The organism is Pseudomonas triclosanedens, assembly GCF_026686735.1.
Classification (GTDB): domain Bacteria; phylum Pseudomonadota; class Gammaproteobacteria; order Pseudomonadales; family Pseudomonadaceae; genus Pseudomonas; species Pseudomonas triclosanedens.
In genome coordinates, this window is sequence record NZ_CP113432.1 from 344160 (window position 1) to 369229 (window position 25070).

The window sequence follows — 25070 nt, forward strand, 5'->3', positions numbered from 1 at the left end:
AGGCCCGCGAAAGCGGGCCTTTTTTTGTGCCCTTTTGTTGGTGGGCCTGGGAAAGCCTGGCGGCTTTGGACTACGCTGCGCCTAAATCCGCAGGCCCCTGGCCGACGGCGCCCGAGGACGCGAGAACCGGCAAGGAACGCTCTGGATCGGTTGTTCGTGCAGGCGCAGGCATCCGATTCTAAAGAGGTGATTCATGAGCGCTTCTCCCGGTGTGCTGGTCGCCGCCAGCGATCCCTGGAGCCGTGAACTTCTGAGCCAACTGGTGCTCAGTGTGCGCTGCGATGCCAGCGTGCAGTTCTGCGAGGACGGTGTGGCCGCGATCGAGGCCTGCCGTCGACAACCCTACGCTCTGATCCTCGCCGAGCGCGAGTTGGCTGGCAGCGACGGCCTGGAGCTGTTGCGCCAGGTGCGTGCGCTGCGCCGGGGGCCAACTGCGCACCCATTCATCCTGATCAGTTCCAAGGCCGACGCGGCCAGTGTGCGCGCCGCGCTGCCGTTGGCGCCGACGGCCTATCTGGTCAAGCCGTTCAACGCCGAGAACCTGCGCGAACGCTTGCGGGCGCTCTTGCTGGCGCCTGGGGAAAACGTCGTCTGCGAGCTGCCGGCGCTGGAGCAGAGTCTGTCGCTCGAGCGCTACCTGCAGACCGAGCGCGATGCCACCGACGGCGCGCCGTTGATGGGCGCGGTCGGCCTGGCGGTGAATCGCTGCATGGAGGCGGCGGATGTCAGTCTGGAGATGCTGGAGCAGGAGTTCGGCCACGACCCGCAGATCACAGCGTGCCTGATCTCCGCCGCCAACAGCGCCGCACGCCATGTCGGCATGCCCTGTCAGACGCTGCTGCAGGCGTTGTCGCGGCTGGGAGTGGCACACGCGCTGAACCTGATGCTGGCGGTCGCCCTGCAGCGTGCTGCAACACTCGATGACTCCTTGCTGAAGGAGCGTGCCGAGCGATTCTGGCAACTTTCGCAGCGAAGTGCCGACAGTGCTTTCGTCCTCGCGGAGTCGCTTGGTGCGGACGCGGATCGCTGCTTCACTGCCGGTTTGCTGCACTGCCTGGGAGACCTCGCCCTGCTGCGCAGCCTGCAGGACTGGCGCAGCTCCGGTGGAGCCTTGAGTGAGGAGGAAGTGGATCGGGCGCTGAGGGAACACGGCGCCGGCTTCGGCTCCGCCCTGCGTACGCGCTGGCGCTTGCCGCTGGAGCTGCGCAACCTGATAGCGGCGGCCTATGCCATCGACAACGGCGTATTCAGTCGGGAAGCGCTGATCGTCAATCTGGCTGCCAGTGCGGCGCGATTGTCCGGCGATGAGCTGTCCAGGCTCAGGGATCACAAGGCCACGCGCATGCTGCAACTGACCCCGGAGCAATTGCGTTGCCTGGGATGTGCCTGAGCTCAGGTCTGCGAGTAGTAGTACTTCTTCGCCCAGGCATAGGGCCGCTGTCTGGCGGCGCACCAGTCGGCGAAACTGCCTTCGGGGTGGTCCGAGTAAGCCTGCCAGTCATCCAGCAGGGCAGAGAGCTGTGCGACCTCGTCGGAGTGGCGCGAGAATGGACTGGTTTGCGGCGCTTCGGCGATGAGTTGCGCTGCTAGCTCCAGCGCTTGACGCGCACCGGCCGGTTCTCCGATGAAGAAGCCCTCGTTCAGATGGTGTGTCGCATAGTCCGCGGCACCCAGGGCGAAATCGATCAACCGGCAGCGAACGGCGACATCATCCGGGCAGGCAGATAGCGCGCGGCGCAGAAGGTCGCCATCGTTCTGCAGCAACCCCAGCCAGTGCAGCGGCGCATGCGCCGTCGGTTCGCTGTCTGCCCAGGCGCGTAGCGCCGGGAGCAGGAACCGCGAGAGCAGCGGCTGGGCGAGGAACTGATGGGCTTCGCGGGTCTGGCCATGCAGTGTCAGGATCAGCAGGCTTAGCTCGCGGGCAGGCAGGGACTCCGGGGGTGGGGCGTTGCGCAGGAATCCGTCGAGGGCGGCGAAGGCCTCGCGGCGCCGGCCCTGGCTGCGGGCGCGGGCATAATCCGCCAGCGCCTGCAGGCCGGGCAGGCTCGCCAGCTCATCGGCGAGCCGTTCCAGTCCTTCGAAGTTCGACTGGTTCCAGTAGTGCATGGACCGATGCGCTTAGCGCGCCGCCAGCAGTTCCTTGCCGCGAACCACGGCGGCACGGACCTGGTTCGGCGCGGTGCCACCGATGTGGTCACGGGCGTTCACCGAACCTTCCAGGGTCAGCACGGCGAACACGTCATCGTCGATCTGGTCGCTGAACCGGCGCAGTTCGTCCAGGCTCATCTCGGCCAGGTCCTTGCCACTGTCGACACCGTACTTCACGGCATGTCCGACGATTTCGTGGCAGTCGCGGAAAGGCAGGCCCTTGCGGACCAGGTAGTCGGCGAGGTCGGTGGCGGTGGAGAAGCCGCGGCGAGCTGCTTCGCGCATGATCTCGCGCTTGGGCTTGATCGCCGGGACCATGTCGGCGAAGGCGCGCAGGCTGTCGCGCAGGGTGTCTGCGGCGTCGAACAGCGGCTCCTTGTCTTCCTGGTTGTCCTTGTTGTAGGCCAGCGGCTGGCCTTTCATCAGGGTCAGCAGGCCAGCGAGGTGGCCGAACACGCGGCCGGATTTGCCGCGTACCAGCTCGGGAACGTCCGGGTTCTTCTTCTGCGGCATGATCGAGGAGCCGGTGCAGAAGCGGTCGGGCAGGTCGATGAACTGGAACTGCGCGCTGGTCCAGAGCACCAGCTCTTCGGAGAAGCGCGACAGGTGCATCATCGCCACGGAGGCGGCTGCGCAGAATTCGATGGCGAAGTCACGGTCGGATACGCCGTCCAGCGAGTTGCCGGAGATCGCTTCGAATCCCAGCAGTTCGCAGGTGATTGTGCGGTCGATCGGGTAGGTGGTGCCGGCCAGTGCGGCACTGCCCAGCGGCATGCGATTGGCGCGCTTGCGGCAGTCCACCAGGCGCTCGTAGTCGCGGCTGAGCATTTCGAACCAGGCCAGCAGGTGGTGACCGAAGGTCACCGGCTGGGCGGTCTGCAGATGGGTGAAGCCGGGCATGATGGTGCCCGCTTCGGCGTCTGCCAGGCCCAGCAGACCCTGTTGCAGGCGGGTGATTTCGGCGAGGATCAGGTCGATCTCGTCACGCAGCCACAGGCGGATGTCGGTGGCTACCTGGTCGTTGCGCGAGCGGCCGGTGTGCAGTTTCTTGCCGGTGACGCCGATGCGGTCGGTCAGGCGCGCCTCGATGTTCATGTGCACATCTTCCAGGTCGACGCGCCAGTCGAAGGTGCCGGCTTCGATTTCGCTCTGGATCTGCTTGAGGCCATCGATGATGGTGTCGCGCTCGGCATCGGTCAGGACGCCGACCTTCGCCAGCATGGTGGCGTGGGCGATGGAGCCCATGATGTCGTGGCGGTAGAGGCGCTTGTCGAAGTCGACGGAAGCGGTGAAGCGGGCGACAAAGGCATCGACGGGTTCGCTGAAGCGGCCGCCCCAGGACTGGTTGGTCTTCTCTACGCTCATGGATCTCTCTCGCGGAAACGGGGCAGGCCGGCGCGCGGCCTGCATGACGGGCAAAGTGCGACGATAATAGCAGGCTGAAGGACAAAACCGGCGGCGCTTCGGCGGGACCGGCAGGGGGCGGTGTGGTGGCTTGCCGCGTGGCCGGGGACGATCTTTGCGTTGGCCGACATTTCGGCGCTCAATTTAGCCCGCGCGGCGCCTCCAAGCTTGCCGCCGCTCAGGCGTACGCGGAAACTGCCCGGATGCCCATATTCGCCAAGACCGGCTCCGAGCCGGCGCCCCAAGACGATTTCTTCATACCCGAACTGTGCCAGCCCGAAGCGCTGTTCAGCCTGGTGCTGCTGGCCGAGCTGCTGGTGCTGGTGCTGGTGCTCGCCGAGCCGATGACGCCAAGCTTCAACTGGGTCCGCCTGGCGCTGGTCTCGCTTTTCGTGCAGTGGATCGTGCTGCTCTCGGCCGGTCTGCTGTGCCAGCTACGGCCGCTGCTGGCGCGCTGGCCGGTCTGGGCCTCCGGCATACTCAGTTGCGCGCTGGTGGTGGCGCTGACCCTGGCCTGCACCGCAGCGGCAGACTATCTCTCCCTTGGCGGGCCCATGTCCCGTGCCGGCGAGGTGAATCTCTATCTGCGCCATGCGTTGATCGCCCTCATCATGTCCACCCTGTTGCTACGCTACTTTTATCTCCAGAGCCAATGGCGGCGTCAGGAACAGGCTGAGCTGCGGGCGCGGATCGAATCGCTGCAGGCGCGCATCCGTCCGCATTTCCTTTTCAACAGCCTGAACAGCATCGCCAGCCTGATCGAGCTCGATCCGGGCAAAGCCGAGCTGGCTGTGCTGAATCTGTCGGACCTGTTCCGTGCCAGCCTGGCCAAACCGGGAACATTAATTTCCTGGGGGGAGGAACTCGAGTTGGCCAGACGCTATCTTTCCATTGAGCAGTTCCGTCTTGGCGACCGGTTGCAGATGGACTGGCAGGTGAGCGGCGTGCCCGATGGCGTGCCGATTCCCCAGCTGACGTTGCAGCCGTTGTTGGAGAACTCGTTGATTTATGGCATCCAGCCGCGCATCGAAGGCGGCCTGGTGAAGGTTGAGGCGGACTACCGTGACGGTGTGTTCCAGCTCTGCGTGAGCAACCCGTACGACGAGTCGACGCAGACGCTGCCCACGAAGGGTACCAGGCAGGCGCTGCAAAATATTGCAGCACGGCTTGCGGCACTTTTCGGGCCAAAAGCTAGTCTCAGCGTCGAGCGCCGTGACGGACGGCACTACACCTGTCTACGCTATCCTTGTGCGCGTCTCATGCAGGAAGCCTGAGCTTATGAATGTCCTGATCGTCGATGACGAACCCCTGGCGCGAGAGCGCCTGGCCCGACTGGTGGGGCAACTGGACGGATATCGCGTCCTTGAGCCCTCAGCCAGCAATGGTGAAGAAGCGCTGACGCTGATCGATAGCCTGAAGCCGGATATCGTCCTGCTGGATATCCGCATGCCCGGCCTGGACGGGCTTCAGGTCGCGGCCAAGCTGTGCGAGCGCGAAGCCCCCCCGGCGGTGATCTTCTGCACCGCCCATGATGAATTCGCCCTTGAAGCGTTCCAGGTCAGTGCGGTTGGCTATCTGGTGAAGCCGGTTCGCAGCGAGGACCTGGCCGAAGCGCTGAAAAAGGCTTCGCGTCCCAACCGCGTGCAACTGGCGGCGCTGACCAAGCCCCCGGCGGCTGGCGGCCCCGGACCTCGCAGTCACATCAGTGCGCGGACCCGCAAGGGGATCGAGCTGATCCCGCTGGAAGACGTGATCTTCTTCATCGCCGACCACAAGTATGTGACCCTTCGCCACGCTGGCGGTGAGGTGCTGCTCGACGAGCCGCTGAAGGCTCTGGAAGATGAGTTCGGCGAGCGTTTCGTGCGTATTCACCGCAACGCGCTGGTTTCCCGCGAGCGCATCGAACGTCTGCAGCGCACACCGCTGGGTCATTTCCAGTTGTATCTGAAGGGGCTCAATGGCGATGCCTTGACCGTCAGCCGTCGGCATGTCGCCGGCGTCCGGCGGCTCATGCACAACCTGTAGCGACAGAGTGCCGCATCCCGCATGAAGCCTGGGAACGCCCCTCCCAGGCTTCTGCCTGCGTGAGCTGTTATCATGCGGGCACGCATCTTTTGCACGGAAATGCCCATGTCTTCTCGCGAAATTCGTATCGCCACGCGCCAGAGCGCCCTGGCCCTTTGGCAGGCCGAGTACGTCAAGGCCCGCCTGGAACAGGCTCATCCCGGCCTGATCGTGACCCTCCTGCCGATGACCAGCCGCGGCGACAAGCTCCTCGATGCGCCGTTGGCGAAGATTGGCGGCAAGGGGTTGTTCGTCAAGGAGCTGGAAACCGCGCTGCTGGAGAACGAGGCCGATATCGCCGTGCACTCCATGAAGGATGTGCCGATGGACTTCCCGGAGGGGCTCGGTCTGTACTGCATCTGCGAGCGTGAAGACCCGCGCGATGCCTTCGTATCCAACGCGTACCCCAGTCTCGATGCGCTGCCCGCCGGCAGTGTGGTCGGCACTTCCAGCCTGCGCCGCCAGGCCCAGTTGCTGGCCAGCCGTCCGGACCTGCAGATCCGCTTTCTGCGCGGTAACGTCAACACCCGTCTGGCCAAGCTGGACGCCGGTGAATACGACGCCATCATCCTCGCGGCAGCCGGCCTGATTCGCCTGGGCTTCGAGGGCCGCATTCGCTCCTCCATCAGCGTCGAAGCCAGCCTGCCCGCGGGTGGCCAGGGAGCGGTCGGCATCGAATGCCGTACTGCCGACGCCGAGATCCATGCGCTGCTGGAACCCCTGCACCATCGCGAGACCGCCCTGCGGGTCACTGCCGAGCGCGCGTTGAACAAGCGCCTGAACGGTGGCTGCCAAGTGCCCATCGCCTGCTATGCCATTCTCGAAGGCGAACAGCTCTGGCTGCGCGGCCTGGTTGGCCAGCCGGATGGCTCCCAACTGCTGCGCGCCGAAGCGCGCGCCCCGCAGGCCGACGCCGAATCACTCGGCATCAGGGTGGCCGAGGACCTGCTGGAGCAGGGCGCCCAGGACATTCTTTCCGCGGTCTACGGTGAGGCCGGTCACCCGTGAGCCGCTGGCGGCTGCTGCTGACCCGTCCGGAAGAGGAGTGTGCGGCGCTGGCCGCGAGTCTCGCCGAAGCGGGCATTCACAGTGCCAGTCTGCCATTGCTGGCGATCTCGCCGCGGCCCGAGTCGGCGGCTGAGCGCAGCCTGATTCTTGACCTGGACCGCTATTGCGCGGTTATCGTGGTCAGCAAGCCGGCGGCGCGCCTCGGGCTTGAGCGTCTGGATCGTTACTGGCCACAGCCGCCGGCGAACCAGTGCTGGTTCACGGTTGGCGCGGCGACGGCGGCCATTCTCGAGCAGTACGGCCTGGACGTGGGCTACCCCGCTGACGGTGACGACAGCGAAGCTCTGCTGAAGCTGCCGACGCTGGAGCAGGCGTTGCAGGTGCATGATCCGAAGGTCCTGATCATGCGCGGCGAGGGTGGCCGAGAATTCCTTGCCGATTGCCTGCGCGGCCAAGGCGTGGCGGTCGACTATCTGGAACTCTACCGCCGCGAATTGCCGTCCTATCCTCCGGGGGAGCTGCCGAGGCGTATCCGGGACGAGCATTTGAATGCTGTAGTGGTCAGCAGCGGGCAGGGGCTCGAACACCTGCATCGGCTCGCCGCGCAGGACTGGCCGCAAGTGAGCGCGCTGCCGCTGTTCGTCCCGAGTCCGCGCGTTGCCAGCCAGGCCCGCGAGCTGGGCGCATTGCGAGTGATCGATTGTCGGGGCGCCAGCGCTGCGGCACTGATGGAGGCGCTGAGAGGTGCCGACGAGAATAATTTCTGAGCGAAGGATGGACCTGTGAGCGAAGCCGTCACTCCCCAAGAAACTCCCTCCACTCCGGTGTCCGAGCCGGCTCCGCGCAAGGGTGGCTCCGGCCTTGCCCTGCTGGCTCTGCTGGTCGGCGCCGCCGGCCTCGCTGCCGGTGGCTGGGGTATCTGGCAAGTCCAGCAGATGCAGGCCCGCGACCAGCAACGCGTTGCCCAGTTGGAGGATGCCCGCGGCCAGGCGCAGAGCGCGCAGAACGGCACCGCCCAGTTGGGCAAGCGCATCGATGCGCTGCCGAGTGCGGATGAGCTGGAGGCGCGCCGTCGGCTGGTCGTCGAGCTGCAGGGCGACCAGCAGCAGCTGGCCAAGCAGCTCAAGCAGGTGCTGGGCCAGAGCCGTCAGCAGTGGCGCCTCGCCGAGGCCGAGCATCTGCTGCGTCTCGCCAGCTTGCGTCTGTCGGCGTTGCAGGATGTGGAAAGCGCGACCGAACTGGTCCAGGGCGCCGATGACATCCTGCGCATGCAGAATGATCCGGGCGCCTTCGCTGCCCGCGCGCAACTGGCCAAGAGCCTCGAAGCCCTGCGCAGCCTGCCTCGGCCGGACCGCACCGGCCTGTTCCTGCAACTGGGCGCCCTGCGTGACCAGGCCGCGCAATTGCAGCCGCTTGATCCGGTGTTCAAGGCGGACGAGAGCGGCTCGGCGACCGCCACCGCCTGGGGCGATGGCAGCAGCACCTGGGACCAATGGTGGGAGCGCATTTCCCGCTACGTCCGTATCGATTTCAACGCCGGGCAGGATATTCGTCCGCTGCTTTCCGGTCAGCAGCTCGACCGTGTGCGCCTGGCCCTGAGCCTCGCCCTGGAGCAGGCCCAGTGGGCGGCTCTGAACGGCAAGCAGGAGGTTTACCAGCAGGCGCTCAAGCAGGCTCGGCAGATCCTCGGCGACTTCTTCAATGCCGACCTCGCTGACAGCCGTGCCCTGGCCATGCGCCTGGATGAGCTGAGCAATCAGGCCGTCACCGTTCAGGCGCCCGACCTAGGCCCCGCCCTCAGCTCGCTACAGGCGTACCTCGCGCGCCGTGACGCCGCAGCGGCACAGCAGGAAGCCGCCGCGCCCGACGCGGGGGCCCAGCCATGAGCCGCGTCTATCTGCTGATTCTGGCTGTCGTGCTGGCGGCCACATTGGTCGGGCTGGCCGTTGCCGAGCAATCCGGTTACGTACTGATCGCGTACAAGAGCTTCCGCTACGAATCCAGCCTGTGGACGTTCCTCGCGCTGCTGGTGGTGGTCTGGGTGATCTACCTGGCTGTGCGCATGATCTTGCGGCTGCTTGGTGTTTCCGGGCGAGTGGTGAACCCTTGGTCGCGTTTCAATCGCCGCCGCCGCTCGCAACTGGCCGAGGAAAATGGCCAGCGCGATCTGGCCGAAGGGCACTGGGCGCAGGCGCTGCGTCATCTGCGCCGCGCCGCTGAGCTGAGCGATCGCCCGCTGCCGCATTACCTGGGCGCTGCACGTGCTGCAAATGAGCTGGGTCGTGAAGAAGAGTGCGACGAGCTGCTCGATCGCGCCCAGCAGCGCGAACCCGGCGCGGCGTTGGCGGTGGGACTGACTCGTGCGCAACTGCTGATCAACCGGGGCGATTTCACCCGCGCGCGCGCGGTGCTGGACAAGCTGCATCAGGAGCATCCGCGTCATCCGACCGTGCTGCGCCTGTTGCAGCAGCTCTACGTCAGCCTGCACGACTGGCAGGCGCTTTGTGTGCTGCTGCCGGAGCTGCGCAAGGAGCGTGTGCTGAAAAATGCCGAGCTGGCCGACCTGGAGCGCCGTACCTGGATCGCTTCGCTGGGCGAGGCTGGCGAGCAGGGCGTTGGGCAGGGCGAGAGCAGCCTGCAGCCTCTCACTCAGCGCTGGCAGAATCTGCCGGGCAACCTGCGCGGGCAGGCCCCGCTGGTAGCGGCCTATGCCCAGCAACTGCTGCGCCTTGGCGCGCCGGAAGAGGCCGAAGAGGTCCTGCGCAAGGCGCTCAAGGAAGGCTTCGACAGTCGCCTTGTTCACCTCTACGGCCTGGCCCGCAGCCGCGATGCCGCGCGTCAGTTGCAGACGGCCGAGAGCTGGCTGAAGGGACAGCCGGATGATCCGGAGCTTCTATTGGCGCTCGGACGCCTGAGCCTGCAGAACAAGCTGTGGGGCAAGGCGCGCGAGTACCTGGAGGCGAGTCTCGCCCGCCAGCGCAGTGCGGAGACCTGCGCGGAGCTTGCGCGCCTTCTTGCCCAGTTGGGCGAGGTGGAGCGCAGCAACCAATTGTTCCAGGAAGGTCTCGGCTTGCTTTCCGGCCCCTCCTCGCTGCCGGTGGCCGTCCGCGCCTGACCGCTCGCTCGAACAGAAACGGCGCCCACGGGCGCCGTTCTGCTGTCTGCCTGTCGCTCAGGGCGAGCCGTAACGGATACGGTAGATTGCGCCGGCCTGGTCGTCGCTTACCAGCAGGGCGCCGTCGGGCGCCATCAGTACATCCACGGGGCGGCCATGCACCTTGCCACCCTGATCCAGCCAGCCTTCGGCGAACACGCTCTTGCGCTTGAGCGAGCCATCTTCGTTGAGCTCTACCCGGGCAACCCGGTAGCCGATCTTCTGGCTGCGATTCCAGGAGCCGTGCTCGGCGATGAACAGGTTGTTGCGATATTCCGACGGGAATTGCGTGCCGGTGTAGAAGCGCAGCCCCAGCGCCGCGACGTGAGGGCCCAGCCTGGCCACAGGCGGCGTGAAGGCGGAGCAGAGCGTCCTGCCTTCCTCGGGGTCGGGGATGTCCCCCTGGTGGCAGTCGGGGAAGCCGAAGTCTTCGCCGACGCGGCTGATCTTGTTCAGTTCGTCGTCGGGCTGGTCGTCGCCGAGCATGTCACGGCCATTATCGGTGAACCACAGTTGGCGGGTCTGCGGATGCCAGGTGAAGCCGACCGTGTTGCGCACGCCGTAGGCCACCACCTCGCGGCCGCTGCCGTCGGGATTCATGCGTTGCAGATTGGCGTAGTGTTCGCGGTCCGGCCGGCAGATGTTGCACGGTGCGCCAACGGGAACATAGAGCTTGCCGTCCGGCCCGAAGGCGATGAACTTCCAGCCGTGCGCCGTCTCGGTTGGGAACTGTGCAGGCAGCGCCTCGGGCTTCGGTGGAGAGTCCAGGTGGTTCTCGATATCGCGCAGCACCACGACGTGGCTGACCGCCGAGACATACAGATCGCCGTCGTGGAAGGCGACTCCTACCGGCATCTGCAGGTTTTCCGCCACTTCCGAAACCTTGCCGCTGGCGCGCACTGCGTAGACCTTGCCAGCGCCCATGCTGCCTACGAACAGCGTGCCCTTGTCGCCCCAGGCCATCGCCCGCGCGCCGGGCACCTGGTCGCTGAGCAGGCTGATCTGGAAGCCTTCGGGCAGGCGGATTCGGTCGAGAATTTCGTCTGCCGCAGACGTCGGGAGGCTGGCCAGGGACATGAGCGCGAAGAGTAGCGGAGGACGACGCATGGCATGGATTCCCGGATGAGTGCCACCGGCAGTTTAGACAGCCGCCTTGAAACGGCGCCGGACTTTCCTCTACCGTAGCTGCCTTCCAGCAGCAGCCCACCCAGCGGAGCCGCCATGAACCTGGCCAGCCCTCGTTCCCTGTTCTTCCTCGCCTTTCTTGCCTGCGTCGCCATGCTTGGCACCGGTTTTTACCTGCAGTACGTGGTCGGTCTGGAGCCGTGCCCGCTGTGCATCCTGCAGCGCATCTTCTTTGCCGGCGCCGGTCTGTTTTCGCTGATCGCCGCGCTGCATGGCCGCGCGCCACGTGTGTACTCGGTGCTGATCCTGCTCAGCTCCCTGGCTGGCGCCGGTACCGCGGGTCGGCAGATCTGGCTGCAGACCCTGCCGCCGGACCAGTTGCCGGCGTGCCTGCCGCCGCTGGAGTTCATGCTCGAAAGCATGCCCTACACCAAAATCATCTACACCATGTTCCACGGCTCGGCCGACTGCGCCGAGGTCAGCTGGACCCTGCTCAGCCTGAGCATTCCAGAGTGGAGCCTGCTGGCGTTCATCGCCTTCTCGCTGTTCGCCGTCTTCCAGTTCTTCCGCCGCGGCTGAGCGTCGCATCTCATCCGGCCATGACCTGCGCCCTTTGGCGCAGGCCAGAGCTAGCGCGGGCTGACGATTAAACGCTCGTATGAATTTTCCGGGCATGGGTGTCTTGAAGGCTACATCCGGCGGGAATACTCTGGTTTTCCATTCCGCCGGAAAGTTGCCGCCTAAGCAGATCCAGTCACGGGGATATCGCGGCTCGACAGAATATTGTCCCGGGGCGGACATAGCCGGGACGGCGACAAGGGAAGTGAGGACAACATGCTCGAGAGCTGCCGTAATGCCCAGGAACGTTGGGGAGGCGTACACCAGCTGATCGACCGCTGGCTTCGGGATCGACATGAACTGGTCCGGTCCTTCGATTCGCTGGACGGTGTCCAGGCGCCGAAGACCAACGCCGAGTCCCTGCAGAACTTCTGCCAGCTACTGCTCGACTACGTGTCGGCGGGCCACTTCGAAGTCTACGAACAACTGATGAACGAGGCACAGGCCTTCGGTGATACGCGCGGTCTCGAACTGGCCAAGCAAATCTATCCCCGCCTCGAAACGATCACTGCCTCTGCGCTCAATTTCAACGATCGCTGCGACAACGGCGATTGCCGCGAAGGTACCTGCCTGACCAGCGAACTCAAGCAACTGCGTCAGCAACTGCACGAGCGTTTCGAGCTGGAAGATTGCCTGATCGAAGTGCTGCACAACGCGCACGAGCAGAAAGCCGCCACTGTCTGACCGACAGCCTGGACAAGGGAACGGCGCGAGCGCTTCGGTGATCGCGCCGTTTTTGTTTCAGCGGCTTTCCAGCAGTTCGATCTCGAAAACCAGCGGCGCATGGGGCGGGATCAGGTCCTCCGCGCCGTCGGAACCGTAAGCCTGTGCCGATGGCACCACCACTCTCCAGCGCGCGCCGACCGGCATGGCACGCAGCGCGGTGCGCCAGCCGGGAATGATCGCGTCGATGCGGAACCATTGCGGCGAGTTGCTCGCGTCGAACTGGTTGCCGTCCGCCAGCGTACCGATGTAGTTCACTCGCGCTTCGCGCAGTTGCGGATTGCTCGCTCCGTGCCCGGCGCGCAACTCGCTGACCAGTACGCCGCCGGTCAATTCATGCACGCCATAGCGGGCCTTCTCGTTGGCGAGAAAGCGTCGCTCTGCAGCCTTCGCCAATTCGCCGGAGTCGGGCTTTGAAGATGCCTCTTGCGCCGGTTGATCATGGGCGGCCAGTACCGCTGCCATGCGCTCATGAGAGAGAGACGGCTTCTCGCCGCGATAGCCCTGGCGCAGGCCCTCCAGCAGGTCGTCGAGGGCGATTCCGGGGACCTCCTGCTGCAGGCGCTCGCCCAGTTGAACGCCGAGGCTGTAGGCAAATTCATCCTTGGGTGGAGCGGCGTTGACCAGCAGGGGGAGAAGGAGCAGGCAGAGTGGCGAATGACGAAGCATGGCTTCTCTCGACTGTGAAATCGGCTGGAGATTATGCCGGCCGCGGGCTCCAGCTCAATCAGGACATTGGCGAGAGACCACTGGCGGGGCTAGTATGGGCGCAACCACGTCCGCCAGGAGGCACGTCATGTCGGCCAACAAGAAACCTGTCACTACCCCGTTGCATCTGCTGCATCAGTTGTCCCACAGCCTGGTCGAGCACCTCGAGGGTGCCTGCAAGCAGGCCCTCGTAGACTCCGAGAAGCTGCTCGCCAAACTTGAGAAGCAACGCGGCAAGGCGCAGGAAAAACTGCACAAGGCGCGCACCAAGCTGCAAGAGGCCACCAAGAGCGGCAAGGCCAAGGCGCAGGCCAAGGCCAAATCCGCGATCAGCGAGCTGGACGAGGCGCTGGACACCCTGAAGGCCCGCCAGACCGAAACTCGCGCCTACATCGCCAACCTCAAGCGCGATGTACAGGAGAGCCTGAGGCTCGCCCAAGGCGTGAACAAGGTTAAGGAGGCTGCTGGCAAGTCTCTGGCTACCCGCAAACCGGTAGCTGCCGCCAAGCCGGTTGCCAAGGCTGCCGCCAAACCGGCTGCCAAGCCCGCCGCTGCGAAGCCTGCCGCCAAACCGGCTGCCAAGCCTGCTGCTGCGAAGCCTGCCGCCAAACCGGCTGCCAAGCCTGCTGCTGCGAAGCCTGCCGCCAAACCGGCTGCCAAGCCTGCTGCTGCGAAGCCTGCCGCCAAACCGGCTGCCAAGCCTGCTGCTGCGAAGCCTGCCGCCAAACCGGCTGCCAAGCCCGCTGCTGCGAAGCCTGCCGCCAAACCGGCTGCCAAGCCTGCTGCTGCGAAGCCTGCCGCCAAACCGGCTGCCAAGCCTGCTGCCGCAAAACCCGCCGCGAAGCCTGCTGCTGCCAAGCCTGTAGCCGCGAAGCCCGCTGCGAAGCCTGCCGCCAAACCAGCCGCCAAGCCTGCACCGGCCAAACCGGTTGCGGCCAAGCCGGCCACTCCGGCAGTGCCTGCCGCGCCGGCTGCTCAGCCGACCGCACCAGCTGCCGCTCCGGCTGCCAGTGCTACTCCGGCTCCGGCCAGCACCACTCCCTCCAGCGCTTCCTGAGGCTAGAGGAGGCTCGCCGCGATGCGCAGGTGTTCCAGCGCATCGTGGCGCTCGCCCTCCGCTTTTCCCGCCGCTTCCCGCAGCCATCGCTGCAGATCCTGAGCCCCTTCTTCGGGCCAGCTCTGGGCAATGCTTCCCAGGCGGTCCAGCAGTATCCGCTCCGCACTCAACTCCAACTGCTTCAGCCGCTCGCGTAGCGCATGCAGCTCGGGGTCCAGCTGCGCCCGTTCGCGCCATTGCTGGCGCAAAGTGCGTAGCGGAGCAATGACGGTCCTTCGCCACGGTGCCGCTGCATTGCTCAAGTCCCCCAGACGTTCGTTGTGAAAACGTACTCCCCGACCTCCCAGCCAGGCTGCCGCGAGCAGCAGACAGACATCCGCGCCGGCGTCCTGGAGCGCCAGGCAAGCGCTCTCCACACCAGGGCTGGCGTAGAGTTTCAGGGCATATGACCAGACATCTTCCGACATAGAGCTCCCACAGCGATTGGCAGGCGAAGCTGATAAACTCCGCCGCCATCATGATTCGATTGCAAAATCTTACGCTACAGCGTGGCCCCCAGCGCTTGCTGGAAGGTGCCGAACTCACCCTGCATGCCGGACAGAAAGTCGGCCTGATCGGCGCCAATGGTGCCGGCAAGTCCAGCCTGTTCGCGTTGTTGCGCGGCCAGCTTGGCCAGGATGCCGGTGATTGCCAGTTGCCGGCCGACTGGCGCATCGCGCACATGCGCCAGGAGGTGGATACCCTCGACCGTCTGGCCGTCGATTACGTACTCGACGGCGATGTGCACCTGCGGCAGATCCAGGCTGCCCTGGTTGCCGCCGAACAGGCCCACGACGGCACTGCGCTGGCCCGCCTGCACAGTGAACTCGACAGCGCCGATGGTTACACAGCCGATGCCCGGGCGCGCAAGCTGCTGGCCGGGCTGGGGTTCACCAGCGAGCAGATGGACCGTCGCGTCGGCGACTTTTCCGGCGGCTGGCGGATGCGTCTGAACCTGGCCCAGGCGCTGATGTGTCCGTCGGAATTGCTGCTGCTCGACGAGCCGACCAACCACCTCGACCTCGATGCGATTCTCTGGCTCGAAGAGTGGCTCAAGGGCTACCCGGGCACGCTGCTGCTGATCTCCCACGACCGCGACTTCCTCGACGCGGTGGTCGACCATGTTGCCCACCTGGAGCAACGCAAGCTCACGCTCTATCGCGGCGGCTACTCGGCGTTCGAGCGCACCCGCGCCGAGCGTCTTGCGCAACAGCAGCAGGCTTACGAGAAGCAGCAGGCGCAGCGCGCGCACATGGAAAAGTACATTGCCCGCTTCCGCGCCCAGGCGACCAAGGCCCGTCAGGCGCAGAGCCGGATCAAGGCGCTGGAGCGTCTGGAGGAGCTGGCGCCGGCACACGTCGACTCGCCATTCGATTTCAGCTTCCGCGAGTCCGACAAGATTTCCAGCCCGCTGCTGAATCTTTCCGAGGCGCGGCTGGGCTATGGCGACAAGACTGTCCTGGAAAAGATCAAGCTGCAGTTGGTGCCCGGCGCTCGCATCGGTCTGCTCGGCCCCAACGGCGCGGGCAAGTCGACGCTGATCAAGACGCTTTCCGGCGACCTGCCGCTGCTGGCGGGTGAGTTGGCTCGGGGCGAAAACCTCGCCATCGGCTACTTCGCCCAGCACCAGCTCGATTCCCTGGATCCCAAGGCCAGCCCGCTGCTGCATCTGCAACGCATCGCCCCGGGCGAGCGCGAGCAGACACTGCGCGACTTCCTTGGTGGCTTCGACTTCCGTGGCGAGCGCTGCGATGAGCCGGTGCTGAACTTCTCCGGTGGCGAGAAGGCGCGCCTGGCCCTGGCGCTGATCGCCTGGCAGAAGCCCAACCTGCTGTTGCTCGACGAACCGACCAACCACCTCGACCTGGAAATGCGCCTGGCGCTGACCCTGGCGCTGCAGGAGTTCTCTGGCGCCGTGGTGGTGGTTTCCCACGATCGTCACCTGCTCAAGAGCACCACCGACGAGTTCCTGCTGGTGGCTGACGGGCGCATTCAGGAGTTCGACGGCGATCTCGACGACTACGCCCGCTGGCTGGTGGACTACCGTGCCCGTCAGGCGCCGGTCGCCGGGTCTTCCGCGCCGGCGGCGGACAAGACCGACAAGCGCGCCCAGCGCCAGGCTGCGGCGGCTCTGCGCCAGCAACTCGCGCCGCACAAGCGCGAGGCGGAAAAGCTGGAGAAAGAGCTGGGCAAGGTGCAGGAGCAGCTTGCCGAGCTGGAACAGCGCCTGGGCGACAGTGCGCTCTACGAGGCCGCTCGCAAGGACGAGTTGCGTGACCTGCTGGCCCGGCAGTCCTCCTTCAAGACTCGTGAGGGCGAGCTCGAAGAGGCCTGGCTGATGGCGCTGGAAACCCTCGAAGAGCTGCAACGCCAACTGGAGGCGAGCGAGTAATGGAGGATGTGAATCTGCTGCTGGCGTGGAGCGATCCGCTGCTACGCGGCCTGCAGATCATCCTCATCCTGGTGCTCGCCTGGGCGGCGCAACGCCTGGTAGCGCGCGGCATCAGCCGCCTCGGCCAGCGCTATCCGCTGCCGCCGGAGCTGTTGCTGCCGCTGCGTGGCGGGCTGCGCTGGCTGATCATGGGCTCGGCACTGATGATGGTGCTGGAACGCCTGGGCGTGTCCGCCGACGTGTTGTGGGCCGCGCTGACTGGTTTCGTCGCTGTCGCCGCAGTGGCCTTCTTCGCGATCTGGAGCGTGCTCTCCAACCTGTTCTGCGCGCTGCTGATCTTCACCCTCGGGCCGTTTCGTCTGGGCGACCGCGTCGAAGTCATCGACACCGCGGACAAGCCTGGCGTGAAAGGGCGCGTGGTAGCCATCAACCTGCTCTACACCACCCTGGAGGAAGAGGCTGCCGAGGACGGCGCCCCTGGTGCGCTGCTGCAAGTGCCCAACAACCTCTTCTTCCAGAAATCCATCCGCCGCTGGCGCGGACCCAATCTCCCCACCACTCTCTGACGGACACTCCCCACTATGGAATGGCTCACAAGCCCTGAGATCTGGGTTGCCTTTCTGACCCTGACTGCCCTGGAAATCGTTCTGGGCATCGACAACATCATCTTCATCTCGATCCTGGTGGGCCGCCTGCCGCCGGAGCAGCAACCCAAGGCGCGCTTCTTCGGCCTCGCGCTGGCGATGGGTACTCGTATCCTGCTGCTGCTGTCGATCACCTGGGTAATGCGCCTGACCGCCGACCTGTTCACCGTGTTTGACCACGGCATTTCCGGTCGCGACCTGATCCTGTTCTTCGGTGGCCTGTTCCTGCTGTTCAAGAGCACGATGGAGATCTTCCACAGCCTGGAAGGCGCCGAGGAAGGCCAGCAGGGCGGCGGCAAGTCGCGCGGCTTCATGGGCATCATCATCCAGATCGCGATCATCGATATCGTGTTCTCGCTGGACTCGGTGATCACCGCGGTCGGCCTGGTGCAGCACGTACCGGTGATGGTGGCTGCAATCGTCATTTCCGTCGGTGTGATGATGCTGTCGGCCAGCACCATCAGCGCCTTCATCGAGAAGCATCCGTCGCTGAAAATGCTCGCGCTGTCGTTCCTGATTGTGGTCGGCACCGTATTGATCGCCGAAGCCTTCGAAATCCACGTGCCCAAGGGCTACGTGTACTTCGCCATGGCCTTCTCGCTGGCGGTGGAAGCCATCAACATCCGCCTGCGCGGCGCGCTGGCGCGCAAGCGTGGCGAGGAGCCGGTGAAATTGCGCAAGGACATTCCGAGCTGATCGTTCTGGCGTAGCGAAGAGCCCGGCACCTGCCGGGCTTTTTCTTGCCGCGCCGGTGAGGCCCGGGAGCAGTGCAAGCGTCCGTCGCCTGTGCTGGGCGCGGCGGCGCGACTAAGGCAAACTGGGCGTCCGTAACAAAATATTGCGTCCGCACGGATGCCACGAGGTCCGAGATGCTCGCCAGTACATGGTTCGCCTTCTTCATCGCCTGCTGGGTGATCAGCCTGTCGCCCGGCGCCGGGGCCATCGCCTCGATGTCCTGTGGGCTGCAATACGGTTTCTGGCGTGGCTACTGGAATGCCCTGGGGCTGCAGATCGGCCTTGCGTTGCAGATCGCGGTGGTGGCCGCCGGCGTGGGCGCACTGTTGTCCGCTTCGGCGGTCGCTTTCAGCGCCATCAAATGGTTCGGCGTGGTCTACCTGGTCTATCTCGCCTATCGCCAATGGACGTCGCCGCCGCAGGTGATGGACGCGGGCGGCGAGCGCCCGACCGGCCGGCCGCTCTCGCTGGTGCTGCGGGGCTTCCTGGTCAATGCCAGCAACCCCAAGGCGGTGGTGTTCATGCTCGCGGTGCTGCCGCAGTTCGTCGATCCGCACCGTCCAATGCTGATCCAGTACGTGATCATGGGCGTCACGATGATCAGCGTGGACCTGATCGTCATGGCCGGCTACACCGGCCTGGCCGCGCGCGTGCTGCGCGCATTGCGTTCGCCGCGCCAGCAGAAGGTGATGAACCGAACTTTCGCTACCTTGTTCGTGGGCGCTGCCGCACTGCTCGCGACGGTCCGCCGCGCACCGGCTTGAGACGCTCCAGGAGCCTTCCGGGGAGCAATTGCGCATACTCCGGAAGGCGCTTCGGAAGAGTTTTACCTTGCATCGGCGGTAACCTGAGGTGACAATTTAATCTCTTCCATTCTCATTTGCCTTTCGCTATGCGCCCCTCCAAATTTCTCGTCTGGCTGTTGCCGCTGTGCGGCTTGCTCAGCCTTGGAGCTCACGCCGACACGGCTGTCGACCCGTCCCAAGCGCTGCATCTGCTCAGCTATCTCGCCGCCGATTACCCAGCGACCGTGGCCGACGGCAAGGTCGTCGATTCCAGCGAATACAAGGAGCAGCTGGAATTCGTCGGCAATCTGCATGCGCTGATCCTGAGCCTGCCGGCCCGCAACGAACGCGCCGATCTGGAAAAGGAAGCCGTGGCCCTGAAACAGGCCATCGAGCAGCGTCTGCCGGGCAAGCAGGTTGCCCAGCAGGCCCGCCACCTGGAGGCCCGCGTCGCGGACATCTATCAGGTCGTGCAGACGCCCTCCATCACTCCGGATCCGAGCCGCGCCGCGCCGATCTACGCGCAGCAGTGCGCAATCTGCCACGGCGACGCCGGCAAGGGTGACGGCCCGGCGGGTATCGGCCTGGAGCCGCCACCGGCCAACCTGACCGACCGTACGCGCCTCGACCAGCTTAGCCTGTACGATCTGCGCAACGTCATTGGCCTGGGTGTTTCCGGCACCGACATGCCGGCCTTCGCCGACCAGCTCGACGAACGCCAGCGCTGGGACCTGGCGGCCTACATTGCCGGCCTCAGTGTCGGCCAGGCCAAGGCCGATGCGGCGCATGCCTATCCGTTGCCGACGCTTTCCACCCAGACCCCGGCGGATGTCGCCGAGCGCGATGGCGAGGCCGCGGCCGAAAGCTTCCGCGCCCTGCGTGCCCATCCGCCGCTGGAGCGCCGCGGCCCGGCGCAACTGATCGACTACACCACCGCGACCCTCGAAAAGAGCTTTGCCGTGTATCGATCCGGCGACCATGACCAGGCATATGACCTGTCCGTCGCGGCCTACCTGGAAGGCTTCGAGCTCGTGGAAAGCTCGCTCGACAATGTCGACGCCGGCCTGCGCAAGGCCACCGAAAAGCAGCTCATGGCCTATCGTCAGGCCCTGCGTGATGGCCTGCCGGAAGGCGAGGCGGCGCAGCAGCTGGAACTGGCCAAGGCCAAGCTGGCGGATGCCGCGAAGGCCCTGAGCGGCGACTCCTTGAGCTTCTCCATCAGTTTCGTCTCGGCGCTGCTGATCCTGCTGCGCGAGGGCGTGGAAGCGATCCTGGTTCTGGCAGCGATCCTCGCCTTCCTGCGCAACACTGGGCAGGAAAAAGCCGTGCGCGGCGTTCACCTCGGCTGGGGGCTGGCATTCGTTGCCGGCTTTGCGACCTGGGCGGTGGCGGCCTACGTGATCGACATCGGCGGCGCCCAGCGCGAGCTGATGGAAGGTTTCACCTCGCTGTTCGCCTGTGTGATGGTGCTCTGGCTCGGCGTTTGGATGCACGACCGCCGCCATGCTGCGGCCTGGCAAGACTACATCCGCAGCAGCCTGGTCGGCGGCGGTGGCCGCTTCGGCTTTGCCGTGCTGGCGTTCTTCTCGGTCTACCGCGAGCTGTTCGAGGTCATCCTGTTCTACGAAACCCTCTGGCTGCAGGCCGGTCCGGCGGGTCACAACGCGGTGATCGCCGGCGCGGGTACCGCCGTGGTGGTTCTGATCGGCATCGCCTGGGTCATCCTGCGCGGCTCGGCCAGGCTGCCGCTGAAACTGTTCTTCACCGTCAACGCCGCACTGCTCTGTGCCCTCTCGGTGGTCTTCGCCGGCCACGGCGTGGTGGCACTGCAGGAAGCCGGGGTGATCGGTACCCGTCCGGTGCCGTTCTTCGACTTCGACTGGCTCGGCATCAAGGCCGATGCCTACTCGCTGTCGGCCCAGGCGCTGGCGCTGCTGGCTGTGGCCGTGCTGTACAGCCGCAGCTTCTTGTCGGAGAGGCGCAAGGCGGCACAAATCGTCTCGTCCTGAGGCGATACCGCAGCGATTGACGACGGCCAGTGCGATACTGGCCGTCGTGCTTTTGGAAGGAAGATTTTCTGATGCGTATCTGGATCGATGCTGACGCCTGCCCGCGAGCGGCCAAGGATCTGGTGGTGAAGTTCGCCCACAAGCGTGGATTGGAAGTGGTCCTGGTCGCCGGTCAGGCTCAGGTCAAGCCGCGGTTCGCCTGGGTCCGGCTGATCGTGGTGGAGAGCGGCATGGATGCGGCGGACGACTACCTGGTGGAGCAGGCCGAGCCTGGCGACCTGGTGATCTGCAGCGATGTGCCGCTGGCCGACCGGCTGGTGAAGAAGGGTGTCGATGCGCTCGACCCGCGTGGCCGCGAGTTCGACCAGAAGAACATGGGCGAGCGTCTTGCCGTGCGCAATCTGTTCACCGACCTGCGTGAGCAGGGCCAGGTGGGCGGCGGGCAGGCGCCCTACGGCGACAAGGATCGCCAGGCCTTCGCAAACGGCCTGGACCGGCTGCTGACGCGTCTGATGCGCGAAGCGGAGAGCCGCAAAGGCTGATCCGAGCTGAAACGAAAACGCCCGGCAATGCCGGGCGTTTTGCGTTCAGCGGGCCGTTCAGGCCAGCTCCAGCACCCGGTCGACCGCCTTGTTGATGCCGCTGGCGGCCTCGGCGATGGACTGTGCGAGCATGTAGGCCGGGGTAGTGACCAGTTTGTGGTCCTTGTCCTCGACGATATCTTCTACGGCGCAATCGATATGCTTGGCGCCCATCTTCGTCAGCGCCTGGGCGGTGCCCTCGTCGGTGCCGATGGTGCATTCCACGCCGGCGCCGTAGATGCGCGCGGCCATGGTCGGGGCGATGCAGATCAGGCCGACCGGTTTCTTCGCGGCGGCGAAGGCCTTGGCCAGGGCCAGCACGTCGGGCTGCACTTCGCACTGGTCGCCCTTGAAGGCGAAGTCACTGAGGTTCTTGGCTGCGCCGAAGCCGCCAGGAACGATCAGCGCGTCGAAGTCTTCGACGCGGGCTTCGCGCACGTCCTTCACGTCGCCACGGGCGATGCGCGCGGATTCCACCAGCACGTTGCGGCTTTCGGCCATTTCCTCGCCGGTGAGATGGTTCAGTACATGGTGCTGGGCGATGTCCGGTGCGAAGCACTGCACCTTGGCTCCGCGCTGGGAAAGGCGCAGCAAGGTGATCACGCTTTCATGGATTTCCGCGCCGTCGTAGACGCCACAGCCGGAAAGGATAACGGCAACTTTCTTTTGCATGGACTGCTCCTGTTCGAGAGGGCCGGGCGTGTCGCGATATGCCGCCCGGGTTGTCGCCGGCGGTCGGGGCCGGCGCGAGTGTAGGGGCTAGGATCGATATGAGGTCCGCTGACCCCAAGGCCTTCCCACAAGCATAACGACTCGGCCGCGCCATGAACTACATCCTCTTCGCCGTACCCTTCTTTTTCCTCCTGATCGGCATCGAGCTGCTCGCCGACCGCTGGCGTGGCATGCAGACGTATCGCCTGAGCGACGCCCTGAACAGCCTCAGCGCGGGGGTGCTGTCCACCACCAGCGGGTTGCTGACCAAAGGGCTGGGCGTCGTGACCTACGCCATCGCCTGGCAACATCTGGCGGTGTTCGAACTGTCGTCCGCAAGCCTGTGGGTGTGGGTCTTCGCCTTCGTCTTCTACGACTTCTGCTACTACTGGAACCACCGTCTGGGCCACGAGCGCAACGTGCTCTGGGCGGCCCATTCGGTGCATCACCAGAGCGAGGACTACAACCTTTCCACTGCTCTGCGGCAGACCAGTACAGGCTTCATCTTCGGCTGGATCTTCTACCTGCCGATGGCGGTGGCTGGCGTGCCGCCAGTGGTGTTCCTTACCGTCGCCGCGCTGAACCTGTTGTATCAGTTCTGGGTGCACACCCGGCACATTCCCAAGCTCGGCTGGTTCGAGTGGGTGTTCATCACACCGTCCAACCACCGTGTGCACCACGCACAGAATGCGGTCTACATGGATCGCAACTATGGCGGTGTGTTCATCCTCTGGGACCGTCTGTTCGGCACTTTCCAGGAAGAGCTGGATGAGGAGCCGGTGGTGTTCGGCGTCACCGTGCCGCTGGTCAGTTGGAACCCGCTGTGGGCCAACCTGCAGGTCTATGCGCACCTGTGGAACGATGCCCGCCGTGCTGGCAGCTTGCGGGACAAGCTGCGCATCTGGTTCATGCGTACGGGCTGGCGCCCGGACGACGTGGCTCAGCGCTATCCGATGGAGAAGCCCGACCTGGCGGCTTTCCGCAAGTTCGATGTGCCGCTGGGGCGGGCTCGGCAGTGGTACGCAGGGCTGCAGTTTGGCACCTACGTGTTGATCGGCACCTGGCTGCTGGGCGTGGGGGAACACTGGCGGTTGCTGCCGCTGACGATCGGCTGGGCGTGGATGGCGTTCGGACTGTACGCCATCGGTTGCTGGCTGGAGAATCGTCCCTGGGCGCTGCGGGTGGAGGTACTGCGCCTGGTGCTCAACCTGCCGGCTGTTGCGGGGCTGGCGCTGGTCGGCGGTATTGCGTTACCGCAGTGGGCGGGGTGGGCACTGGCGGTCTATACCCTGCTCAGCTTCATCGGTCTGCTGGGCCTGCGGCGCGCTGAACGGCAGCCCCAGGCCGCCTGATGGTCAGGTTTTGCTGGCGCTCTTGTAGCGCCGGCGCACCCACAGCAGCAGGCCGATGACGATCAGGCCGCCGAGAACTATCAGCTCGTACTTCTTGATGTTGCCCAGCACGCCTTCGAGCACGCTGCCGAAGTAGTAGGCCGCCGAGCCGAGCACGGAGGCCCAGACGATGGCGCCGATACCGTTCAGCAGCAGATAGCGCACTGGCGGATAGCCCGACAGGCCGATGGCTACCGGCATCACGGTGCGCAGGCCGTAGACGAAGCGGAAACTCAGCACCCACAGGTCGGGATGGCGGCGGACGTGTTCCAGCGCCTTGTCGCCCATCTGCTGCCAGCGCGGCTTGCGCGCCAGCAGCTTGCGTCCGTGGCGGCGGCCCAGGAAGTACCAGAGCTGGTCGCCCGCGTAGCTGCCCATGAACGCGACGGCGATCACGTATTCCAGCTGCATGTAGCCGCGGAATGCGAGGAATCCAGCCAGTACCAGAATGGTCTCGCCCTCGAAGAACGTACCGAGGAAAAGTGCGAGATAGCCGAAATCCTGCAGGAATTGTTGGAGCATTATCGAGGCAACGCAGCGAAATGAACGCGCAGCCTAACTCGGTTGTCGCTCCGGGGGAAGGTATCCCAGTCGGCGCCACTGACCTGGGGCAACTCCACGTGGCTGTTCAGCGCTGGCGAAGCGGTGCGTCAGGATGCCGCGACCTTGAGTCACTGTTACGCGTTGTTACCAATCGGTCATAATCCCAGCCTATAACTGTCACACTGTGCCTGCTGTTCAGGCCCTGGAGTACACCGTGAGCTTCATTCCCGCCGATCGTGCCTTCCCCTTCACCCGACTGCGTCGCAATCGTCGTGACGACTTCTCTCGCCGGCTGGTGCGCGAGAACGTGCTGACCACCAACGACCTGATCCTTCCGGTGTTCGTTCTCGACGGCAAGAATCAGCGTGAAGCGGTACCGTCGATGCCGGGCGTGGAGCGCATGTCCATCGACCTGCTGCTCAAGGAAGCCGAAGAGCTGGCGGAGCTGGGTATCCCGGCGCTGGCGCTGTTCCCGGTGACCCCGCTGGAGAAGAAGTCCCTCGACGGCGCCGAAGCTTTCAACCCCGACGGTATCGCTCAACGCGCCACCCGCGCCCTGCGTGAGCGCTTCCCTGAACTGGGCATCATCACCGATGTTGCCCTGGACCCCTTCACCAGCCACGGTCAGGACGGCATCCTCGACGAAGATGGCTACGTACTGAACGACGTATCCGTCGATGTGCTGGTCAAGCAGGCCCTGTCTCACGCCGAAGCCGGTGCCCAGGTCGTGGCCCCCTCGGACATGATGGACGGCCGCATCGGCGCGATCCGTGAGGCCCTGGAGTCCACCGGCCACACCAATGTGCGCATCATGGCCTACTCGGCCAAGTACGCCAGTGCCTACTATGGCCCGTTCCGCGATGCGGTCGGCTCGGCCGCCAACCTGGGCAAGGGCAACAAGGCCACCTACCAGATGGACCCGGCCAACAGCGACGAAGCGCTGCACGAGATCTATGCCGACCTCGCCGAAGGCGCCGACATGATCATGGTCAAGCCGGGCATGCCGTATCTCGACATCGTTCGACGCGCCAAGGACGAATTCCGCGCGCCAACTTTTGTCTATCAGGTCAGTGGCGAATACGCGATGCACATGGCTGCCATCCAGAACGGCTGGCTCAGCGAAGCGGTCATTCTGGAGTCGCTGCTGGCCTTCAAACGCGCCGGCGCTGATGGCATCCTGACCTACTTCGCCAAACGTGCTGCAGAACAATTGAAAAAGGGGGGCTGACCC

Annotated in this window: 25 protein-coding genes; 18 read left to right on the forward strand and 7 right to left on the reverse strand. The window is 65.1% G+C overall.

Going from position 1 to position 25070, the window contains the following annotated elements; genetic code table 11:
- The first annotated feature begins 193 nt into the window (after positions 1 to 193).
- Positions 194 to 1390 carry an HDOD domain-containing protein gene (locus OU419_RS01590; protein WP_254469950.1) on the forward strand — a complete coding sequence of 399 codons (1197 nt, stop codon included), beginning with the start codon at positions 194 to 196 and terminating at the stop codon, positions 1388 to 1390.
- A 2-nt stretch (positions 1391 to 1392) separates the two neighbouring features.
- Here the strand turns inward: OU419_RS01590 and OU419_RS01595 are convergent, their stop codons facing one another.
- On the reverse strand, positions 1393 to 2106 hold the full coding sequence (locus OU419_RS01595; protein WP_254469951.1) for a hypothetical protein: 714 nt from the start codon (positions 2104 to 2106) through the stop codon (positions 1393 to 1395).
- Positions 2107 to 2118: 12 nt separating this feature from the next.
- Positions 2119 to 3513, reverse strand: a complete 1395-nt coding sequence (argH, locus tag OU419_RS01600; protein WP_254469952.1) for an argininosuccinate lyase — start codon at positions 3511 to 3513, stop codon at positions 2119 to 2121.
- Positions 3514 to 3755: 242 nt separating this feature from the next.
- Here argH and OU419_RS01605 point away from each other — a divergent pair, with 242 nt between their 5' ends.
- The 6 genes from OU419_RS01605 to OU419_RS01630 all read left to right on the forward strand — a co-directional run bounded on the left by OU419_RS01605 (position 3756) and on the right by OU419_RS01630 (position 9739).
- Positions 3756 to 4826, forward strand: a complete 1071-nt coding sequence (locus tag OU419_RS01605) for a sensor histidine kinase (RefSeq protein WP_254470347.1) — start codon at positions 3756 to 3758, stop codon at positions 4824 to 4826.
- 4 nt (positions 4827 to 4830) lie between these two features.
- Positions 4831 to 5577, forward strand: coding sequence for an alginate biosynthesis regulator AlgR (algR, locus tag OU419_RS01610; RefSeq protein ID WP_254469953.1), 747 nt, complete (start codon positions 4831 to 4833; stop codon positions 5575 to 5577).
- Positions 5578 to 5682: 105 nt separating this feature from the next.
- On the forward strand, positions 5683 to 6624 hold the full coding sequence (gene hemC, locus OU419_RS01615) for a hydroxymethylbilane synthase (RefSeq protein ID WP_254469954.1): 942 nt from the start codon (positions 5683 to 5685) through the stop codon (positions 6622 to 6624).
- Complete coding sequence (locus OU419_RS01620) at positions 6621 to 7391, forward strand: uroporphyrinogen-III synthase (protein ID WP_254469955.1); 771 nt, start codon at positions 6621 to 6623, stop codon at positions 7389 to 7391. Before hemC ends, OU419_RS01620 begins: the two co-directional genes overlap by 4 nt.
- 15 nt (positions 7392 to 7406) lie before the next feature.
- Positions 7407 to 8510, forward strand: a complete 1104-nt coding sequence (locus OU419_RS01625) for a uroporphyrinogen-III C-methyltransferase (protein ID WP_254469956.1) — start codon at positions 7407 to 7409, stop codon at positions 8508 to 8510.
- The gene (locus OU419_RS01630; RefSeq protein WP_254469957.1) at positions 8507 to 9739 is read left to right on the forward strand and encodes a heme biosynthesis HemY N-terminal domain-containing protein; all 1233 of its coding nucleotides are present in this window, start codon (positions 8507 to 8509) and stop codon (positions 9737 to 9739) included. The genes OU419_RS01625 and OU419_RS01630 overlap by 4 nt, the downstream gene beginning before the upstream one ends.
- Before the next feature lie 57 nt (positions 9740 to 9796).
- Here the strand turns inward: OU419_RS01630 and OU419_RS01635 are convergent, their stop codons facing one another.
- A complete protein-coding gene (locus OU419_RS01635; RefSeq protein ID WP_254469958.1) occupies positions 9797 to 10885 on the reverse strand; it encodes a PQQ-dependent sugar dehydrogenase in 1089 nt (362 codons plus the stop codon).
- Between the two features lie 114 nt (positions 10886 to 10999).
- Between OU419_RS01635 and OU419_RS01640 the strand changes: the two genes are divergently transcribed.
- Both OU419_RS01640 and rsd read left to right on the forward strand, forming a co-directional pair.
- Positions 11000 to 11482 (forward strand): disulfide bond formation protein B, encoded by a 483-nt coding sequence (locus tag OU419_RS01640; protein WP_254469959.1) that lies wholly within the window; start codon positions 11000 to 11002, stop codon positions 11480 to 11482.
- A gap of 255 nt (positions 11483 to 11737) precedes the next feature.
- Complete coding sequence (gene rsd, locus OU419_RS01645; protein ID WP_254469960.1) at positions 11738 to 12205, forward strand: sigma D regulator; 468 nt, start codon at positions 11738 to 11740, stop codon at positions 12203 to 12205.
- A 57-nt stretch (positions 12206 to 12262) separates the two neighbouring features.
- On the opposite strand, the gene OU419_RS01650 is transcribed toward rsd, so the two are convergent.
- Positions 12263 to 12913, reverse strand: a complete 651-nt coding sequence (locus OU419_RS01650; protein WP_254469961.1) for an FKBP-type peptidyl-prolyl cis-trans isomerase — start codon at positions 12911 to 12913, stop codon at positions 12263 to 12265.
- A gap of 127 nt (positions 12914 to 13040) precedes the next feature.
- On the opposite strand from OU419_RS01650, the gene OU419_RS01655 reads away from it, so the two are divergent.
- Entirely contained in the window at positions 13041 to 14009 is a 969-nt protein-coding gene (locus OU419_RS01655) for an AlgP family protein (RefSeq protein ID WP_268172899.1), read from the forward strand.
- A 2-nt stretch (positions 14010 to 14011) separates the two neighbouring features.
- Here OU419_RS01655 and OU419_RS01660 read toward each other — a convergent pair whose 3' ends face one another.
- Entirely contained in the window at positions 14012 to 14476 is a 465-nt protein-coding gene (locus OU419_RS01660) for a TIGR02444 family protein (RefSeq protein ID WP_254469963.1), read from the reverse strand.
- Between the two features lie 50 nt (positions 14477 to 14526).
- On the opposite strand from OU419_RS01660, the gene OU419_RS01665 reads away from it, so the two are divergent.
- The 6 genes from OU419_RS01665 (at position 14527) to OU419_RS01690 (ending at position 21155) form a co-directional block, all read left to right on the forward strand.
- The gene (locus tag OU419_RS01665; RefSeq protein ID WP_254469964.1) at positions 14527 to 16440 is read left to right on the forward strand and encodes an ATP-binding cassette domain-containing protein; all 1914 of its coding nucleotides are present in this window, start codon (positions 14527 to 14529) and stop codon (positions 16438 to 16440) included.
- The gene (locus OU419_RS01670) at positions 16440 to 17006 is read left to right on the forward strand and encodes a mechanosensitive ion channel family protein (RefSeq protein ID WP_254469965.1); all 567 of its coding nucleotides are present in this window, start codon (positions 16440 to 16442) and stop codon (positions 17004 to 17006) included. Before OU419_RS01665 ends, OU419_RS01670 begins: the two co-directional genes overlap by 1 nt.
- Positions 17007 to 17021: 15 nt before the next feature.
- Entirely contained in the window at positions 17022 to 17780 is a 759-nt protein-coding gene (locus tag OU419_RS01675) for a TerC family protein (protein WP_254469966.1), read from the forward strand.
- 173 nt (positions 17781 to 17953) lie between these two features.
- Positions 17954 to 18583, forward strand: a complete 630-nt coding sequence (locus tag OU419_RS01680) for a LysE family transporter (protein WP_254469967.1) — start codon at positions 17954 to 17956, stop codon at positions 18581 to 18583.
- Between the two features lie 128 nt (positions 18584 to 18711).
- Positions 18712 to 20613, forward strand: coding sequence for a cytochrome c/FTR1 family iron permease (locus tag OU419_RS01685; RefSeq protein ID WP_254469968.1), 1902 nt, complete (start codon positions 18712 to 18714; stop codon positions 20611 to 20613).
- A gap of 71 nt (positions 20614 to 20684) precedes the next feature.
- Positions 20685 to 21155, forward strand: a complete 471-nt coding sequence (locus OU419_RS01690; RefSeq protein WP_254469969.1) for a YaiI/YqxD family protein — start codon at positions 20685 to 20687, stop codon at positions 21153 to 21155.
- A 57-nt stretch (positions 21156 to 21212) separates the two neighbouring features.
- Here the strand turns inward: OU419_RS01690 and elbB are convergent, their stop codons facing one another.
- A complete protein-coding gene (gene elbB / locus OU419_RS01695; RefSeq protein ID WP_254469970.1) occupies positions 21213 to 21866 on the reverse strand; it encodes an isoprenoid biosynthesis glyoxalase ElbB in 654 nt (217 codons plus the stop codon).
- A gap of 152 nt (positions 21867 to 22018) precedes the next feature.
- Here elbB and OU419_RS01700 point away from each other — a divergent pair, with 152 nt between their 5' ends.
- Positions 22019 to 23257, forward strand: a complete 1239-nt coding sequence (locus tag OU419_RS01700) for a sterol desaturase family protein (RefSeq protein ID WP_254469971.1) — start codon at positions 22019 to 22021, stop codon at positions 23255 to 23257.
- Between the two features lie 3 nt (positions 23258 to 23260).
- Here the strand turns inward: OU419_RS01700 and OU419_RS01705 are convergent, their stop codons facing one another.
- A complete protein-coding gene (locus OU419_RS01705) occupies positions 23261 to 23821 on the reverse strand; it encodes a DedA family protein (protein ID WP_254470349.1) in 561 nt (186 codons plus the stop codon).
- A 232-nt stretch (positions 23822 to 24053) separates the two neighbouring features.
- Between OU419_RS01705 and hemB the strand changes: the two genes are divergently transcribed.
- On the forward strand, positions 24054 to 25067 hold the full coding sequence (gene hemB, locus OU419_RS01710) for a porphobilinogen synthase (RefSeq protein WP_254469972.1): 1014 nt from the start codon (positions 24054 to 24056) through the stop codon (positions 25065 to 25067).
- Positions 25068 to 25070 lie beyond the last annotated feature (3 nt).